Origin of the sequence: Sphingomonas turrisvirgatae (genome assembly GCF_001721295.1) — a bacterium.
Classification (GTDB): Bacteria; Pseudomonadota; Alphaproteobacteria; order Sphingomonadales; family Sphingomonadaceae; genus Sphingomonas; species Sphingomonas turrisvirgatae.
In genome coordinates this window covers 1-16,179 of record NZ_MDDS01000005.1, presented here as the reverse complement: position 1 = coordinate 16,179, position 16,179 = coordinate 1, and the positions used below count along the sequence as shown (strand labels likewise).

At 66.5% G+C, this 16,179-nt stretch carries 18 protein-coding genes and 1 pseudogene; 12 read left to right on the top strand and 7 right to left on the bottom strand.

Annotated features, from left to right (window positions below):
• Nucleotides 1-6: 6 nt before the first annotated feature.
• The 6 genes from BFL28_RS01540 to BFL28_RS01515 are packed head-to-tail and all read left to right on the top strand — an operon-like array spanning nucleotide 7 to nucleotide 4,690.
• Nucleotides 7-1,116 (top strand): hypothetical protein, encoded by a 1,110-nt coding sequence (locus BFL28_RS01540; RefSeq protein ID WP_069318891.1) that lies wholly within the window; start codon nucleotides 7-9, stop codon nucleotides 1,114-1,116.
• Nucleotides 1,113-2,288: a bifunctional phosphopantothenoylcysteine decarboxylase/phosphopantothenate--cysteine ligase CoaBC gene (gene coaBC, locus BFL28_RS01535; protein ID WP_069318890.1), complete on the top strand. Its 1,176-nt coding sequence runs from the start codon at nucleotides 1,113-1,115 to the stop codon at nucleotides 2,286-2,288. Before BFL28_RS01540 ends, coaBC begins: the two co-directional genes overlap by 4 nt.
• Nucleotides 2,278-3,060 carry a hypothetical protein gene (locus BFL28_RS01530; protein WP_241527179.1) on the top strand — a complete coding sequence of 261 codons (783 nt, stop codon included), beginning with the start codon at nucleotides 2,278-2,280 and terminating at the stop codon, nucleotides 3,058-3,060. The genes coaBC and BFL28_RS01530 overlap by 11 nt, the downstream gene beginning before the upstream one ends.
• Nucleotides 3,057-3,506, top strand: a complete 450-nt coding sequence (dut, locus tag BFL28_RS01525; protein WP_069318888.1) for a dUTP diphosphatase — start codon at nucleotides 3,057-3,059, stop codon at nucleotides 3,504-3,506. The genes BFL28_RS01530 and dut overlap by 4 nt, the downstream gene beginning before the upstream one ends.
• Complete coding sequence (locus BFL28_RS01520; RefSeq protein WP_069318887.1) at nucleotides 3,507-3,932, top strand: hypothetical protein; 426 nt, start codon at nucleotides 3,507-3,509, stop codon at nucleotides 3,930-3,932.
• Nucleotides 3,929-4,690, top strand: a complete 762-nt coding sequence (locus BFL28_RS01515; RefSeq protein ID WP_069318886.1) for a HesA/MoeB/ThiF family protein — start codon at nucleotides 3,929-3,931, stop codon at nucleotides 4,688-4,690. Before BFL28_RS01520 ends, BFL28_RS01515 begins: the two co-directional genes overlap by 4 nt.
• Here the strand turns inward: BFL28_RS01515 and BFL28_RS01510 are convergent.
• From BFL28_RS01510 to BFL28_RS01500, 3 genes are read right to left on the bottom strand one after another with little or no spacing between them, the layout of a single operon-like run.
• Entirely contained in the window at nucleotides 4,687-6,060 is a 1,374-nt protein-coding gene (locus BFL28_RS01510; RefSeq protein ID WP_069318885.1) for a glutamate--cysteine ligase, read from the bottom strand. The genes BFL28_RS01515 and BFL28_RS01510 overlap by 4 nt on opposite strands.
• 48 nt (nucleotides 6,061-6,108) lie before the next feature.
• Nucleotides 6,109-6,852, bottom strand: coding sequence for a 16S rRNA (uracil(1498)-N(3))-methyltransferase (locus BFL28_RS01505; RefSeq protein WP_069318884.1), 744 nt, complete (start codon nucleotides 6,850-6,852; stop codon nucleotides 6,109-6,111).
• A 35-nt stretch (nucleotides 6,853-6,887) separates the two neighbouring features.
• Nucleotides 6,888-7,292 (bottom strand): DUF2147 domain-containing protein, encoded by a 405-nt coding sequence (locus BFL28_RS01500; RefSeq protein ID WP_158011612.1) that lies wholly within the window; start codon nucleotides 7,290-7,292, stop codon nucleotides 6,888-6,890.
• Nucleotides 7,293-7,391: 99 nt separating this feature from the next.
• Between BFL28_RS01500 and ubiA the strand changes: the two genes are divergently transcribed.
• The 3 genes and pseudogenes from ubiA to BFL28_RS01485 form a co-directional block, all read left to right on the top strand.
• Nucleotides 7,392-8,309, top strand: coding sequence for a 4-hydroxybenzoate octaprenyltransferase (gene ubiA / locus BFL28_RS01495; protein ID WP_069318882.1), 918 nt, complete (start codon nucleotides 7,392-7,394; stop codon nucleotides 8,307-8,309).
• 31 nt (nucleotides 8,310-8,340) lie between these two features.
• On the top strand, nucleotides 8,341-9,687 hold the full coding sequence (locus tag BFL28_RS01490) for a TldD/PmbA family protein (RefSeq protein WP_069318881.1): 1,347 nt from the start codon (nucleotides 8,341-8,343) through the stop codon (nucleotides 9,685-9,687).
• Nucleotides 9,686-10,471: pseudogene (locus BFL28_RS01485) on the top strand (3'(2'),5'-bisphosphate nucleotidase CysQ); the annotation flags it as partial. The gene BFL28_RS01490 and the pseudogene BFL28_RS01485, both read left to right, overlap by 2 nt.
• Nucleotides 10,472-10,486: 15 nt before the next feature.
• Here the strand turns inward: BFL28_RS01485 and BFL28_RS01480 are convergent.
• The 3 genes from BFL28_RS01480 to BFL28_RS01470 are packed head-to-tail and all read right to left on the bottom strand — an operon-like array spanning nucleotide 10,487 to nucleotide 13,189.
• A complete protein-coding gene (locus BFL28_RS01480; protein ID WP_069318879.1) occupies nucleotides 10,487-11,263 on the bottom strand; it encodes a TonB family protein in 777 nt (258 codons plus the stop codon).
• The gene (locus BFL28_RS01475; protein ID WP_069318878.1) at nucleotides 11,260-11,976 is read right to left on the bottom strand and encodes a hypothetical protein; all 717 of its coding nucleotides are present in this window, start codon (nucleotides 11,974-11,976) and stop codon (nucleotides 11,260-11,262) included. The genes BFL28_RS01480 and BFL28_RS01475 overlap by 4 nt, the downstream gene beginning before the upstream one ends.
• Before the next feature lie 4 nt (nucleotides 11,977-11,980).
• The gene (locus BFL28_RS01470; protein ID WP_069318983.1) at nucleotides 11,981-13,189 is read right to left on the bottom strand and encodes a toxic anion resistance protein; all 1,209 of its coding nucleotides are present in this window, start codon (nucleotides 13,187-13,189) and stop codon (nucleotides 11,981-11,983) included.
• A gap of 162 nt (nucleotides 13,190-13,351) precedes the next feature.
• On the opposite strand from BFL28_RS01470, the gene BFL28_RS20825 reads away from it, so the two are divergent.
• From BFL28_RS20825 to typA, 3 genes are all read left to right on the top strand, one after another.
• A complete protein-coding gene (locus BFL28_RS20825; RefSeq protein ID WP_158011611.1) occupies nucleotides 13,352-13,507 on the top strand; it encodes a hypothetical protein in 156 nt (51 codons plus the stop codon).
• Nucleotides 13,508-13,674: 167 nt separating this feature from the next.
• The gene (locus BFL28_RS01465; protein ID WP_079246874.1) at nucleotides 13,675-13,851 is read left to right on the top strand and encodes a DUF465 domain-containing protein; all 177 of its coding nucleotides are present in this window, start codon (nucleotides 13,675-13,677) and stop codon (nucleotides 13,849-13,851) included.
• A gap of 91 nt (nucleotides 13,852-13,942) precedes the next feature.
• A complete protein-coding gene (gene typA, locus BFL28_RS01460) occupies nucleotides 13,943-15,760 on the top strand; it encodes a translational GTPase TypA (protein WP_069318876.1) in 1,818 nt (605 codons plus the stop codon).
• 74 nt (nucleotides 15,761-15,834) lie between these two features.
• Here typA and BFL28_RS20820 read toward each other — a convergent pair whose 3' ends face one another.
• Complete coding sequence (locus tag BFL28_RS20820) at nucleotides 15,835-15,996, bottom strand: hypothetical protein (RefSeq protein WP_158011610.1); 162 nt, start codon at nucleotides 15,994-15,996, stop codon at nucleotides 15,835-15,837.
• Nucleotides 15,997-16,179 lie beyond the last annotated feature (183 nt).

Sequence of the window (16,179 nt, the reverse complement as noted above, 5' to 3'; positions counted from 1 at the left end):
GCGCCGATGCCGGTCCCCCGCGCCATCTTCCTCGCACATGCCAGCCGCTTCGCAGCGCTGTCACCGGTGCAGGCGCGGTCGGTGCTTGCGGCGCTCGTCGTCCTCCTGCTCGCCGCGCTGGCCGTCCTCGCCGTTCCGCAACCGCCCGCAGCCACAGCGGGCAGCGGGATCGATCAAACGACCGATCTCGCGCTGTACGAAGGAGTCGCCTCCGCGGTACGCCACGGAGAGGACTACTACACCGCCGCTGCCGACGCATTGCGCGCCGGCGGCTATCCGCTGCGGCCGTTCCTCACCTTCCGCATGCCGGCACTCGCCGCGGCGCAGGGCCTGCTCCCTGTGCCGGCCGTGCTCGCTCTGCTCTACGCCCTGGCCGCCGCAACGGCTCTGGCATGGCACCGTCGGCTGGGCGAGGCGCTGACCGGCGTCCCCGCCCGCGCTGCCGCACTGGTCCTGCTGGCCGGCAGCATGCTGGCCTTCGTTCAGCCCGACCTCGTCGCCTTCCATGAAATCTGGGCCGGGCTGCTCGTCGCGCTTAGTCTCGCGCTGCGCCGCCCGGGCCGCTGGATCGAGGCCGTGGCAATTGCACTGATCGCAATGCTGGTGCGCGAGACGGCGGCGCTGTTCGTCCTCGTCATGGCCGGGCTGGCGCTTGCCGAACGCGAACGGCGCGAGGCGATCGGGTGGAGCGTGGCGCTCGCCGTCTTCGCGCTGGCGCTATCCGCGCATGCCGTCGCGGTCCATGGCGTGACCGGTCCACTCGATGCGATCTCGCCCGGCTGGACCGGATTGCACGGCTTCGGCCTGTTCGTGCGCGCGATGACGCTGGCGACCGCGCTTCAGCTCTTTCCCGTCGCCGCGGCTGCGCTGCTCACCGGCCTGGCGCTGTTCGGTTGGGCCAGCTGGCGCGACCCGCTCGCGCTTCGCGTCGTCGCGACGTTCAGCGCCTATGCAGCCGCGATCGGCTTGTTCGCGCGGCTCGACACCTTCTACTGGGGTTTGATGATCGCACCTGTCTTCCTGGTCGGCCTTGCCTTCGCACCCGATGGCCTGCGCGACCTTGTCTCACGTACGCTCGACAGGCGGCGCGTGCGCGTGCAGAGCGTGGAACGATGAAGCGTATCCTTCTGATCGTCGGCGGCGGCATTGCGGCTTACAAGGCGTGTGAGCTGATCCGCTTGTGCCGCAAGGCGGGGATCGACGTCACCTGCGTGCTGACCGAGGGCGGCCAGCATTTCGTCACCCCCATGACGCTCGCTGCCTTGTCCGAAAATCCGATCTACACGACATTGTGGGACCTCAAGGACGAGGCCGAGATGGGCCATATCCAGCTCAGCCGCAAGGCCGACCTTGTCGTGGTGGCGCCTGCGACCGCCGACCTGATGGCCAAGATGGCAGCCGGCATCGCCGACGACCTTGCCACCACCTTGCTGCTCGCCACGGACAAGCCGGTTCTAGCCGCGCCCGCGATGAACGTACGGATGTGGCAACACCCGGCCACGCGGCGCAACGTCGCGACGCTGCGCGGCGATGGCGTCACCGTGCTCGAACCGGACGAAGGCGCGATGGCATGCGGCGAATACGGCCCCGGCCGCCTGCCCGAGCCGGCAGCGATCCTCGCAGCGATCCAGGCCGCGCTCGCCCCCCACGCCGGGCCGCTCGCGGGCAAGCACATCCTGGTGACCGCCGGACCGACGCATGAGCCGATCGATCCGGTTCGCTACATCGCCAATCGCTCATCGGGAAAACAGGGGTTCGAGATCGCTGGCGCGCTGGCCGAACTGGGTGCGCGCGTCACGCTCGTCGCCGGCCCGGTCGCCCTTCCCACGCCGCTGCTGGTCGACCGCGTCGATGTCGAGACAGCGCGCGAAATGGCCGCTGCCGTCGATGCGGCGCTGCCCGCCGACGCTGCCGTCATGGTGGCCGCCGTCGCCGATTGGCGGCCGGTCGATGTCGCACGCCAAAAACTCAAGAAGGGCGATGTCCTGCCGCCGCTTGCCGTGGCGGAAAATCCGGACATCCTCGCCGCGCTGGCCAGATCCGCCGGCCGCCCCCGCCTCGTTGTCGGTTTCGCCGCCGAAACGGAACGGGTGGTCGAACATGCCACCGCAAAGCGGGCGCGAAAGGGCGCGGACTGGATTGTGGCGAACGACGTTTCGGGTGATGTGATGGGCGGAGATGCGAACACCATTCACCTTGTCACCGCGCACGGCGTCGAAAATTGGGAAAAGCTGCCCAAGGCCGATGTCGCGCGCCGCCTGGCTCAGCGGATCGCCGATGCGCTCTAGCCTCGCCCTGCTCGCCCTGCTTGCGACCGCCGCCGCGCCGGCCAAGAATCCGCCACAGCTTCAGGCGCAACGCTATGGCGAAACGCGCGCCGGCCGCGTGCAGACGCTCGCCGTCGTGCTTCACGGTGATACCGACAGTAGTGTCGCGTCAGCCTATTCCTTCAGCGAAGCGGCGGCGAAGGCGATGCCCGGCAGCACGGCGATCGCGCTGCTTCGCCCTGGCTATGTCGATGGCGCGGGCCGCAAGTCGCCGGGTGAGCGCGGCACCGGCAATGGCGATGGCTATACGCGTGAGCGGGTTGGCGAGGTCGCACGCTCGATGATCGATTTGCGCAAGCGCTACCGCAAGGCCAAAATCATCCTCATCGGCGATGGCGGCGGCGCGGCGCTCGCTGCCAACCTGATCGGCATCTACCCGACGCTGGCCGATGGCGTGATGCTGCTTTCCTGCCCCTGCGCGCTGCCCGAATGGCGCCGTGCGATGGCCAAGCGCGCGCCCGGCCAGGGCTATGACCAGCCCGTCGCCAGCCTCGACCCGCTGCAGACGATCGGCGGCATTCCCGCCACGATCCGTGCGGCCATGCTGGTCGGCGCGGACGACCCCGCAACGCTGCCGCGTTATTCGCGCACTTACGCCGAAGCGCTGGCGCTGCGCGGCATCGCCGTCGACTTTCGCATCCTGCCCGGCCGCAACGGCACGTTGCTGACCGAGCCTGAGGTGACCGATGCGATGAAGCGGCTCGTCTCCGGCCTGCCGGCGAAGCGGAAATGAGTTCGGCCCCGATCCGCATCGCGATCCAGCGACTGCCGCATGGCGAAGGGCTGCCGTTGCCAGGCTATGCCAGCGCGGGCGCCGCAGGCATGGACGTTGTCGCGGCCGAGGATCTGGTCCTTGCCCCCGGTGCCCGACATGCCGTGGCGACCGGCTTCGCGCTGGCGATTCCGCACGGCTATGAAGTTCAGGTTCGCCCTCGCTCCGGCTTGGCGCTCAAACATGGCATCACCTGCCTCAACACGCCCGGCACGATCGATTGCGACTATCGCGGCGAGGTGAAGGTGATCCTCGCCAATCTGGGCAACGAACCATTCGCCGTCGTTCGTGGCGAACGGATCGCCCAGTTGGTCCCTGCCGCCGTTCAACATGCGGCGTTCGATGAAGTCGCCTCGCTCGACGAAACCGCGCGGGGTGCCGGCGGGTTCGGCTCGACGGGACGGTAGATGAGCGGACTGCTGCTCCCCCTCCTGATCGCGCAACAGGCAGCTCAGCCGGCGCCCGTGCCGGTGCCGCTGGTGACGCCGCGGCTGGCGATCGACTGGGCGAGCTTGCCGGACCTGCCCTACCGTCACGCGCCGCAAGTCACCCCCGCGATGCACGCCTATGTAAAGGCGCAGACGCGAGCGCATCGTTGCCCGGTGCAACGCCGCGTTGCCGACAAGCTGCCGGCGATCCGCATCCAGGTGGCGGTGCTCGTCCATCCCGAGGATGGCGTGCGAACATCCGTGCCTCATGCTGCGGGTTGCCCGGTGGTCGAACAATATGCCGCCGGGCTGGTCACTGCGTTCGCCCGCAACAACCTGGCGGCACGAACTGCCGCGGCCGAACAATGGTATCGCGCCACGGTTACCTTCGTCTGGCGGAAATGAACCTCACCGACGAAGAACTCGACCGCTACGCCCGGCATATCGTGCTGAAGGAGATCGGCGGCGCAGGCCAGCTGAAATTGGCTCGCGCCCATGTCGTCGTGATCGGCGCCGGCGGCATCGGCTCCCCCGCAATTCAGTATCTCGCCGCTGCCGGCCTCGGACGGCTGACGATCATCGACGATGATCGCGTCGATCTGTCGAACCTGCAACGCCAGACGATCTTCGGCACGGCGGATATCGGCATGGCCAAGGCCAGTGCGGCGGCGACCCGCGCTCGTGCGCTCAACCCGCATGTCGATGCGCTTGGCCTTGTGCAGCGCCTGACCGCACAGGCCGCAGCACGGCTGTTCGAAGACGCCGGGGCCGATGTCATCCTCGACGGCACCGACAATTTCGAAACGCGGCTGATGGTCGCCGACCTGGCGCTGCGGCATCGCATCCCGCTGGTCAGCGCCGCGGTCGGCCAGTTCGAGGGGCAGCTCGGCGTGTTCCGCGGCTGGGAGGCGGACAAGCCCTGCTATCGCTGCTTCACGGGTCCCTCACCCGAAATGCCAGGCATCAACTGCGCCGAACAGGGCGTGCTGGGCGCACTGACCGGCATGCTCGGCAGTCTCGCCGCGCTCGAAGTCATCCGCGCCATCGTTCCCTTCGGTGAGGACAGCGCGGGCAAGCTCCTGATCGCCGATACGCTCGCGCTGCGGTTCAGAACCTTGCGCCTGCCCAAGGACCCCGCTTGCCCGGCCTGCAGCAAGGTCTAGAAGCGCGACCCGTCATAGATGCGCGTCAGGTCGCCGTCCCATACGCCGCGATACTGGTCCAGCAGCAGTTCCGCCGGCACTTTTCCGGTCCGCACGATCTCGCGCAACGGATCGAGGAAGCCGCTCTCGCTGTCGCCCGCCGCGTTGAGCCGGCCACGCGCGCGCAAGCCCGCGCCGGCGATCTCGACCACCTCGCCGGCGATGTCGCGCAGCTTGCCCCCGCCCGGCAGCGGCGCATCCAGGCCGAGCCGGGGCACGCTGTCGCGCAACGCCTGCCGCTCGTCCATGCGCCAGCCCTTAACCAGATCCCATGCCGCATCGAGCGCACCCTGATCGTACAGCAGCCCGACCCACAGCGCGGGCAAGGCGCAGATCCGGTCCCACGGCCCGCCATCGGCGCCGCGCATCTCAAGGAATGTCTTCAACCGCACTTCGGGAAAGGCGGTCGACAGGTGGTCCGCCCAATCGTCGATCGTCGGCTTCTCACCCGGCAGGACCGACAGCTCGCCACGAAGGAAATCGCGAAAGCTCAGGCCCGCCGCATCGATATAGCGACCGTCGCGATAAACGAAGTACATCGGCACATCGAGCGCATAGTCGGCATAGCGCTCATAGCCGAACCCGTCCTCGAACACGAACGGCAGCATCCCGGTGCGGTGCGGATCGGTGTCCGACCAGATGTGCGAACGGTACGAGAGCATGCCGTTGGGCTTGCCTTCGGTGAATGGCGAGTTGGCGAACAGCGCAGTGGCCAGCGGCTGCAGCGCCAGGCCGACGCGGAACTTCTGCGCCATGTCGGCTTCGCTCGAATAGTCGAGATTGACCTGGATCGTGCAGGTCCGCAGCATCATGTCGAGGCCAAGCGATCCCACGCGCGGCATGTGATTGAGCATGATGCCATAGCGGCCCTTGGGCATCACCGGCAGTTCGGCGCGCGTCTTGTCCGGCCACATGCCAAGGCCCAGGAAGCCCAGGCCCAGCCTCTCGCCCACCGCCTTGACCTGCTGCAAATGCCGCCCCGTCTCGGCGCAGGTCTGGTGCAGATTCTCGAGCGGCGCGCCCGACAGTTCCAGCTGCCCCGCGGGCTCCAGGCTGACCGTACCGTCGGGCCCGGACAGGGCGATAACTTTGCCGCCCTCTTCGACCGGCGACCAGCCGAACTGGGTCAGCTCGGCAAGCAGATCGCGGATGCCGCCCGGCTCGTCATAGGACGGTGCGCGGTGGTCGGCGGTGCGATACACGAACTTCTCATGCTCGGTACCGATGCGCCAGCGCGGCTCGGGCTTCTCGCCACCGGCGAAATATTCGAGGAGCTGCTGACGGCTCTCGATGACAGGCGCGTTGCTGTTTGAAACCGTCTTGGTGCTCATTCGCGCGCCTTACGACTGTGCAACGAAGCGGGAAAGAGAATATCGCGTCTACCAGTCGCCGGCCGCGCCCATCCACAGGCTGACCGCCGCCGCCGCTGCCGTCTCGGCCCGCAGGATACGGGGGCCGAGCGAGACGCCCACCGCCTGCGGAACGGCGCGAATCGTGTCACGCTCGTCCGCGTCGAAGCCCCCCTCCGGCCCGATCAGGATCGCCGCAGGGCCAGGCCGCGCTCGCATTGCGTCGAGCGCGGGCACGCCGCCGCTCTCGTCGGCGAAGAACAGCGCGCGCTCGGCCGGCCAGTCCCTCAGCAGCGCGGGCAGCTTCACCGGCTCGGCCAGTTGCGGCAGCGCGGTGCGCCCGCATTGCTCCGCCGCCTCCACCATATGCGCGCGCAGCCGGTCGAGGTTCAGCTTGTCGACAACCGCGCGCCGCGTCAGCACCGGCGCGACCCGCGCAACGCCCAGTTCGCACGCCTTTTCGACCACCCAGTCGATGCGCCCCTTCTTGATCGGTGCGGCGCACAACCACAGGTCGGGCACAACTTCGCGCTCGCGCAGCAACTCACGAACTTCCAGCGTCACGTCGCGCTTGCGCACCTCGCTCGCAACAACCAGCCACTCGCCCGTGACATCATCGAACAACTTGACCGGATCGCCGGCGCGCAGTCGCATTACCGTCGCGAGATAATGGCCCTGGGCTCCGTCGATGCGCCGCATCTCGCCGGCGGACAGCGACGGTTCGACATACAGCCGCGGGGTCGATTGCGGGGGCCAGGCGGGCGTGGCGATCATTGCCGCCCCCTAGCCGTGCCGGCGGCGCACGACAATCAGTCGATGCGCCCCCAATGCCGCGACTGGCAGATGAGCCCGCCCAGCACGCATCCCGATACACGCAGCTCGTCGACGCGCGTACGCACCACGGTCGCGGTCGCACGGCGGTCGAGGTCGGGAACATAGGCCTTGCCCCGCCATTTGCCGGGTCCCGTCGGGCGCAGGTCGGTGAGCAGCTGGCTGCCGATCAATTCCCGACCGCTGCCCTTTCGTGCGTCGGCCCGCGCCTTGTCCGTCGCCCACACCACCGTCGCGCAGAGCGCATCGCCGCAGGGCGCCAGGCGCAGGCGGATCGTTCGGTGTGCATTCTGGTACACGCCCTCAATGCCCTGCTGGGGCGGCGCCGCACCGGCCAGCAACGCCGCCATTGCGATCAAACCGAACGTGCGGATCGACTTCACCATCACTCCTTCGACGACGCGGACTCGTCGCGACACCGCAATCGTGCCGCAATGCGGCTTGACGCGGGCTGAACCTTGGCGTCTTCGTGATGGCAAGTCATGTCTGATCTATCCGCGTCCGTTCCCGACACCGAATATCGCGGCCTGATGCGGCTGCTGCCCGCCGCTGCCCGCCCCTATGCGCTGCTCGCCCGATTCGACCGGCCGATCGGCTGGTGGCTGCTGTTCTGGCCCGGCGCTTGGGCGATCGCCCTGTCGGGGGGCGCGGTTCAGCGATCGGATCTGATCCTCTGGTTCCTGCTCGGCGCGATCGCGATGCGCGGCGCTGGCTGCGTCTACAATGACATCGTCGATCGCGACCTCGATCGCCAGGTCGCGCGAACGCGCAGCCGCCCGCTGGCGAGCGGTGCGGTCAGCCTCAGGGCGGCGTGGATCTGGCTGGTGGCCCTGTGCCTCATCGGCCTAGTCGTGCTGCTTCAGCTGAACATGGTGGCTGCCATGGTCGCGCTCGGCAGCCTTGCCCTGGTCGCGGCCTACCCGTTCATGAAGCGGATTACCTGGTGGCCGCAGGCATGGCTGGGCATCGTTTTCTCCTGGGCGGCAATCACCGGGTGGGCGGCGATTACGCGCGACCTGCCGGCCGCGGCGCTGCTGCTCTATGCCGGCAGCATCGCCTGGGTGATCGGCTACGACACCATCTATGCCCTGCAGGACGTCGAGGATGACGCGCTGGTCGGCGTCCGCTCCTCGGCACGGCGCATGGGGCGACATGTCCGTCCGGGCGTCGCGATCTTCTACACCTTCGCGCTCGCGCTGTGGGCGGCGGCATTCTGGCAGTTGAGGCCCGATCCTGTGGCGCTGCTCGCGCTCGCCCCGATGGCACTTCACCTCGTGTGGCAGGTCGCGACGCTGGTGCCGACCGACGGCGCCAACGCGCTTCACCGCTTCCGCTCCAACCGCAATGCCGGGCTGCTCATGTTCGCGGCCTGCTTCGTCGTCGGCACGACCGCCTTTTGACCTTCCGCCCCGCAGTTCCTAGATCGCCGCGATGTTGACACCCGATCAAGCCCGCGACCGAGTTCAGGACGCGATTGCCCGTGCGCGCAAAGCCGGCGCAGACGCCGCCGACGCCGTGATTTCCAGCGGGGAATCCCTGTCGGTTTCGGTGCGGCTTGGCGCGGTCGAGGATGTCGGGCGCGCAGAGCATGAGGAACTAGGCCTGCGCGTGTTCGTCGGCCAGCGCTCGGCCAGCATCTCGGCGACCGATCTCGCGCCGGCCTCGCTAGACATGTTGGCCGATCGCGCCGTCACCATGGCGCGTGAGGCGCCCGAGGACGAATGGGCCGGGCTCGCGCCGATGGAACGGCTGCTCAAGGGCAATGTCCCCGATCTCGATCTCGATGACGAAACCTTGGGCGATCCCGCCGAATTGAAGGCGCGCGCGCTCGAGGCCGAAGATGCCGCGCGTGCCGTTCCGGGCGTCACGAACAGCGAAGGGGGCAGCGCCGGAGCGAGCCGCAGCATCTGGGCGCTCGCCACCAGCCACGGCTTTTCCGGTGCGTATGCTGCGACCAGCCACGGCATTTCGGCAAGCGTCCTTGCCGGACAGACCGGCGCGATGGAACGCGATTATGCGCATCACAGCGCCCGGCACGTCCATCACCTCGAACCGGCGGTCGAGGTGGGTCGCCGCGCCGGAGAGCGCGCCGTCGCGCGCGTCAACCCTGGCAGCGTGCGCAGCGGCGCGATGCCGGTCGTGTTCGATCCGCGCGTCGGTGCAGGCCTGATCGGCAACCTGACCGGCGCCATCTCGGGCAGCGCGATCACGCGCAAGACCAGCTTCCTGCTCGACGCGATGGGCACGCAGATCTTCGCGCCCGGTATTCGCATTGTCGACGACCCGCACCGCCCGCACGGCCTGCGCTCGCGCCCGTTCGATGGCGAGGGGTTGCCCGTGTCGCCGCTGGCGATCGTCGAGGACGGCATGCTCGAAACCTGGCTGCTCGACAGCGCCTCGGCCCGACAGCTCGGCCTCGAACCCACCGGCCATGCCAGCCGCGGCATCGGCGGTGCCCCCGGCGTGGCGGTGTCCAATTTCTACATGGAAAATGGCCATGTGCCGGTCGAGACGCTGATCGGCGATATCGATTATGGCGTCTACGTCACCGATCTGTTCGGCCAGGGGATCAACCTGGTCACCGGCGATTACAGCCGCGGCGCCGCTGGCTTCCTGATCGAACGCGGCGAGATCACCCGTCCGGTGAGCGAAATCACCATCGCCGGCACGCTCCAGGCGATGCTTCGTGCGCTGACGCCGGCCAGCGATCTCGAATTCCGCTATGGCATCAACGTGCCGACCTTCCGCATCGAGGGGATGACCGTCGCCAGCAGCTGACGACCTTCTCCAGGCCACCGCCGATATCGCGCAGGAGGCTGGCGCGTTCGCGCTCGCGCGCTTCCGCACCGGCGTGCGCAAATGGGAGAAGTCGCCCGACAATTTCGTGTGCGAAGTCGATCTCGACGTCGATGCCTTCCTTCACGAGCGGCTGTCCGCCTTGCTGCCTGACAGCGGCTGGTTGTCGGAAGAGACGGCGGACGATCTTGCGCGCCTCTCGCATGATCGGGTCTGGGTGGTCGATCCGATCGACGGCACGCGCGACTATATCCGCGATCGCCCCGGCTGGGCCGTGTCGGTGGCGCTGGTCGAGCGCGGCCAGCCGGTGATCGGCGTACTCGCCGCGCCCGCACGAGGCGAATTATGGCTGGCGCAGGCCGGTGGCGGCGCGACGCGCAATAGCGTGCCGATCGCAGCGTCCGAGCGTACCACCCTGCCCGGCGCGCGGGTCCCGGCCGACGACTTGCCCCGGGTCGATCGCGATCTGGTCATGGTGCACAAGCCCAACTCGATCGCGCTGCGGATGGCGATGGTCGCGGCGGGCGAAGCCGATCTGCTCGCCACCTTCCGGTGGGGCGCGGACTGGGACATTGCCGCGGCAACCCTGATCGCACGTGAAGCCGGGGCGACGATAACCGATGCCCTGGCCAAGAAGCTGCGCTTCAACACCCCGCGGGGCGAAAGCTTCGGCATCCTGGCCACGGCGCCGGGCATCCATGCGGCCGCGGTGGAGCGACTGCGCAGCCGCGCGATCGATGCGTTGGGCAAGCAGCCGGCGCGATAGGCATTGCTGCGTCGTTCAGCGACGAACGCCGGCAATTTCGATGGAAATGGCCATTTCACGCATCCCACCATCGGCTCTACGATCGAATAGCCGGTCGCGGCTCGGCTGCATCGGCCCGTGGCAAAGGTCCAGCGCATTCCCCTCAAGGGTTTGTGCGACGCCGGTCCGGCATCGTGCAATCGAACCGTCCGGCGCTATCGTGGCGGAGGCCCGGGCCAAGGTGACGCGATCTACGTTTGCAACCGCGCTTATGACGAATTCGGACGGCGCTACGTCCATCGCCAGCGTCAAGCTGATGGATCGATAACCTGCAAGCGGCAGCGGCAGGACACGAGCCGCAAGGGTGCCGATCATCCAGGCGTCGCAACGAAGATCGTCCTCCTCGAATTCGTGCCGCTCGATCTGGCAATCGGTCAGCTCCCCTTGCGGACCGACAGCAAAGGTCACGCGCCCACCCTGGGTGATGAGCTTCGTTCGCGGAATCCGCCACGTCACCCGGGTCCGATAGATCGCCATCGGCTCCGCTGAACTTGTTTGCGGTGTGAAGCGAGCGCGCTGCCTGAGCAGCTCACACGTCAGGGCGTCCAGCTCGGCGCTCCCGGACGTCGCACTGATGGCACAGCTTGCGACCGCACCACCAGCATCGACCTGCAGTTCGACGCCGGCTGTCCCCTCGACGTCCGCTTGCACAAGCGCGGCGGGATAATCCGAATCGGAAACCCAGCGCGATGGGTCACCAGCCGGCACTGGCTGGTCGGCGAGCAGACTCAGCGCGGCTGCGACGAGCGTCACTCCCCCGTTACCGTGTCATCACCCCGGTATTTGACTTGCAGATAGCGTCCGCGCGTGGCCAGCGCGTCGAGGTCGCCCTGCGCCAGCTGCGCCGACATCTGCGCGATCTCCTGGTCGATCAGGGCGAGGCCGTCGACCAGCTGCCGATCCGGCGACTGTCCGAAGCGATCCACCGATCGCAGGTTGTCCGGCACGCGCTGATAACCCTTGATCAGTTCCGGCAGCTGCTCGCCGACAAGCTTGCGCACCTCTGCCGCCGCTGGCTCGCCCTCGTTCAGCGATTTCAGCTGGCTGGCGAGCACGTCCAGCTTGACGCCGATCGAATCGACCAGCGGCATCGCGGCGCCCGGAAGGGTCGGCCGCTGACGATCGAGCCACTCTTCCGTCCGCAATGGCAGGGTACCGAGCGGCGCTTCGCCGAACTTTTCCGGCTCGACCGTCGCGCTGCCGGGCATGATGCCGAAGAACAGCGTCGCCGCGATCAGCAGCGCCATGACCAGCAACGCGCCGAACATGCCGAGCGGCACGAAGAAACCGATCACCATCGCCGCAACGATGATGAGGCCATCCGCCGCCGCGATGCGGCCGACGCGCCGCACGATCTCGCCCTCGCGCCGCTTCCTGGCCCGTGCGTTCAGGCTCGTATAGCGTTCGCGCGAGCGGTTCAGCACCTCGCTCGCGCGATCGATCTGTCGATCGATCTCGGTCGGCATGGGCTTACAGCGCCTCCAGCTTGAACGTCTCGGTCCCACCCGAAATCTGGTTCTGCTGCGCGCCTTCGGCCCGCGCGATGTAGCCCTTCGACTTCTCGACCTCGTTCGAGAGCACGTTGACCGTCGTCTTCATCGTGTCGAGCGCCTTTACCTTGAACACGTCGATCGCATCCATCGTGTCATAGATGTTCTGGAACGCGCGCTGCAGCGTCTCGATCGGGATCGTGCTCGACGCCGCCTGTTCGTGAATCCGCGCGGTATTTTCCTTCAGCAGCTTGCCGGTCGAATCGATGATGTTGGACGTCGTGGTATTAAGCGCGGTGATCTGATCTAGAACGAGTTTCTGCGCCGTCAGCGCCTGCGCCACCGTCACCGCCGTTCGCAGCGCGCCGACGGTCGTGGTGCTGGCGCGATCAACGCCCTTCACCAGCTCGACATTGTTCTTCTTGACCAGATCAAGCGCGAGATAACCCTGCACCGTCACCGCCATCTGCGTCAGCAGGTCCTGCGTGCGCTGGCGCGTGTAAAACAGCGCGGTCTCACGGATCGCCTTGGCCTTGGCGGGATCGGTATGATCCAGTTCATTGGCCTTGTCCTCCAGCCGGCTGTCCATTACCTTGGAGATATAGATCATCTGCTCGAGCCGCCCCATCGCCGCCCACAGATTTTGCCGCTCCACGTCGATCGCGGCATTGTCCATCAGCAGTTCGTCCTTACCCGACTGAAGGCGCTTCAGGATCGAGGCGATATGCGTCTGGCTCGACTTGTAGCTGTCGAAATAATTGCGCATCTTGTTGCCGAATGGGATGATGCCGAAAATCTTCTTGGGCTGCATCAGGTCGCCGCGCTTGCCCGGATCGAGATCCTCGATTGTCCGGCGCAGCTCCGCCAGATCGCTTCCGACGCCCGCATCCTTGTCCATCGCGCGAACCGGACGATCGAGGAAACGATTGGACTGACCCGCGGCATCGCGAATTTCCTTCGAGCCCATCGCGGTGATCGCATCGACTCGCTTGCCGAACTCGGGCGAGTTGACGTCCTGCGCCACCAGATCGTCGATGAAGCTCTCGACCCGCGTGACCAGCTCGTTCTTCTTGGCTTCCTCGACGGGCACCAGCCCGGCCATTTTCTCGACGGGCCGTTCCTTGAGCGGCTCGGGCGCGGTCAGCACCAGATCGTCGGTCTTCTCGGCAGTCTCAGTCTGCGTCGCCATATGATGCCCATTCTCTTCGTCGGTTCGCGCCAAGATGAACGGGAACCGCGCCACCTTCAAGTGTGTCGCCAATATAATACACCTTGCCCGCGCTGCAACCGATCAGCTTGGTCAGATGTTCGGTGTCGCGACATGTTAACATGTCGAAGTTAGGATGCTGGAATGGAACGCAGGCTGAAGATGATGATCGCCGGTTCGATCGCGGTGTGGGTGCCGGTGGCTTCGGCCGCGCAGACGACTCCGGGTGTCGTCGATCCGGGCAAGGTCTTCCGCCTGAAAGCCGCTGCATCGGCTGAGAATTCTGCACCAGCCACTTGAACGGCCTCTAGCGTCGATTATCTCGCTCAAGCGGACCGGGCCCCTCTGACGATCGGATGATCGTGATGTCGGACCGCATCGGATCATCCGGTGCGCGACGGACCCCCTCCACCCCCTCCCTCGCCGCCGGATGCTCCGATCGATGCGACATCGAAGGAGGCACTATGATGAGCGGCATGCTGTACCGGTTGAGCGTGGTTCACCGGAAGCTCGAGGACGAGATCCGACGCGAAACGCTGCGCGAGGCGCCGGACACGTTTCGACTGCTGCGGCTGAAGAAGCTGCGGCTGGCGGTGAAGGACCGGTTGTCGGGGCACTGGCGACGGGCGTTCGCGGCAGTCTGACGCGCACGGGCGGGCTTAGCCTCTTTCGCGAGCGCAGCAAATCGGCTATGCGCCCGCCCGAACCGCGCTCCCGCGGCATCCAGGAACCTGTATGAATCTGCGCAACGTGGCGATCATCGCCCACGTCGACCACGGCAAGACCACGCTCGTCGACCAGCTCTTCCGCCAGTCCGGCACCTTCCGCGACAACCAGCGCGTTGAAGAAAGAGCCATGGATTCCAATGACTTGGAGAAAGAGCGCGGGATCACCATCCTGGCCAAGCCGACGTCGGTCGAGTGGAACGGCACGCGCATCAACATCGTCGACACGCCCGGCCACGCCGATTTCGGCGGCGAGGTCGAGCGCATCCTGTCGATGGTCGACGGCGTCATCCTGCTGGTCGACAGTTCGGAAGGCGCGATGCCGCAGACCAAGTTCGTGACCGGCAAGGCGCTGAAGCTGGGCCTGCGTCCGATCGTCGTCGTCAACAAGGTCGACCGTCCGGACGAGCGCATCCAAGAAGTGCTGGACGAAGTATTCGACCTGTTCGTCAGCCTGGACGCGACCGACGAACAGCTTGATTTCCCGGTCCTCTACGCCTCGGGCCGCAACGGTTACGCCAATGCCGAGCCGGACAAGCGCGAGGGCACGCTGGAGCCGCTGTTCCAAAAGATCGTCGACCATGTCCCGCCGCCCGCGCTGGACGTCGATGCGCCGTTCACCTTCCTGGTCACGCTGCTCGACCGCGACAACTTCCTGGGCCGCGTGCTGACCGGCCGCGTCACCAGCGGCAAGATCAAGGCGAACCAGGCGATCCACGCGCTCGACATGGACGGCAACGTCATCGAGACGGGCCGTGCGTCGAAGATCATGTCGTTCCGCGGCCTGGAGCGCGTGCCGGTGGACGAAGCGTCGGCAGGCGACATCATCTCCCTGGCCGGCCTGACCGTCGCGACCGTCTCCAACACCATTGCCGATACCTCGGTCTCCGTGCCCATCCAGGCGCAGCCGATCGATCCGCCCACGCTGTCGATGCGCTTTGCCGTCAACGATTCGCCGATGGCGGGGCGTGAGGGCAGCAAGGTGACGAGCCGCATGATCCGCGACCGCCTGCTGCGCGAAGCGGAAAGCAACGTCGCGATCAAGGTGACCGAAGCGGCCGACAAGGACAGTTTTGAAGTCGCCGGCCGCGGCGAGCTTCAGCTGGGCGTGCTGATCGAGACGATGCGCCGCGAAGGCTTTGAACTCGGCATCAGCCGCCCGCGCGTGCTGCTTCAGGAAGAGAACGGCCAAAAGATGGAGCCGTACGAAACCGTCATCATCGACGTGGACGACGAGCATTCGGGTTCGGTGGTCGAGAAGATGAACCTGCGCAAGGCCGAGATGACTGACATGCGCCCGTCGGGCGGCGGCAAGACGCGCATCACGTTCAGCGCGCCCAGCCGCGGCATGATCGGCTATCACGGCGAATTCCTGTCCGACACGCGCGGCACCGGCATCATGAACCGGCTGTTCGAGAAGTATGGCCCGTACAAGGGCGTGATCGAGGGCCGCAAGAACGGCGTGCTCATCTCCAACGGCACGGGCGAGGCCAACGCCTATTCGCTCAACAGCCTGGAAGAGCGCGGCATCCTGTTCGTCGGCCATGGCGAGGCGCTGTACGAAGGCATGATCATCGGCGAGAACGCCAAGCCGGACGACCTTGAGGTCAATCCGATGAAGGCCAAGCAGCTGACCAACATCCGTTCGTCCGGCAAGGACGACGCGATCCGCCTGACCCCGCCCAAGAAGATGACGCTGGAACAGGCTATCGCCTATATCGACGATGACGAGATGGTCGAGGTGACCCCCAAGACGATCCGCTTGCGCAAGCGCTTCCTGGACCCGCATGAGCGCAAGCGGCAGAGCCGGGCCAAGCAGGCGGCCTGAGGGTTTCAGGGTTGGATTAAGTGGAAGGCGCCGGGGGAAACTCCGGCGCTTTTCGTTTACCGCAGGTTTGCGCCCTAATAGCGGCCGTTCAGCAGAATGACTGATGGCTCCGGAAACTGCCATCGGCTGAGACGACGGCCTTGCGTCCGCAGCGGGTGGATTTCCGACAGTCCGCTTACTGTTGTAAGTAGAAAGGCGTTGTGATCGCGGCCAAGATCGCAGACGTCGATGCTCATGCGCTTCCGTTGTCGATCATGCCACTATTCAAGTGGCATCGCTCACCGGTTCGCTCGGTGACGTGACCCCCGTTTCTTCATCCAGTTGGAACTAGAGACCGGCCCCTACAAGGGACGGACAGATGAAGCGGAAGCAGTTTTCGGAAGAGCAGATTATTGGCATCCTGAAGGAGGCTGAGGCGG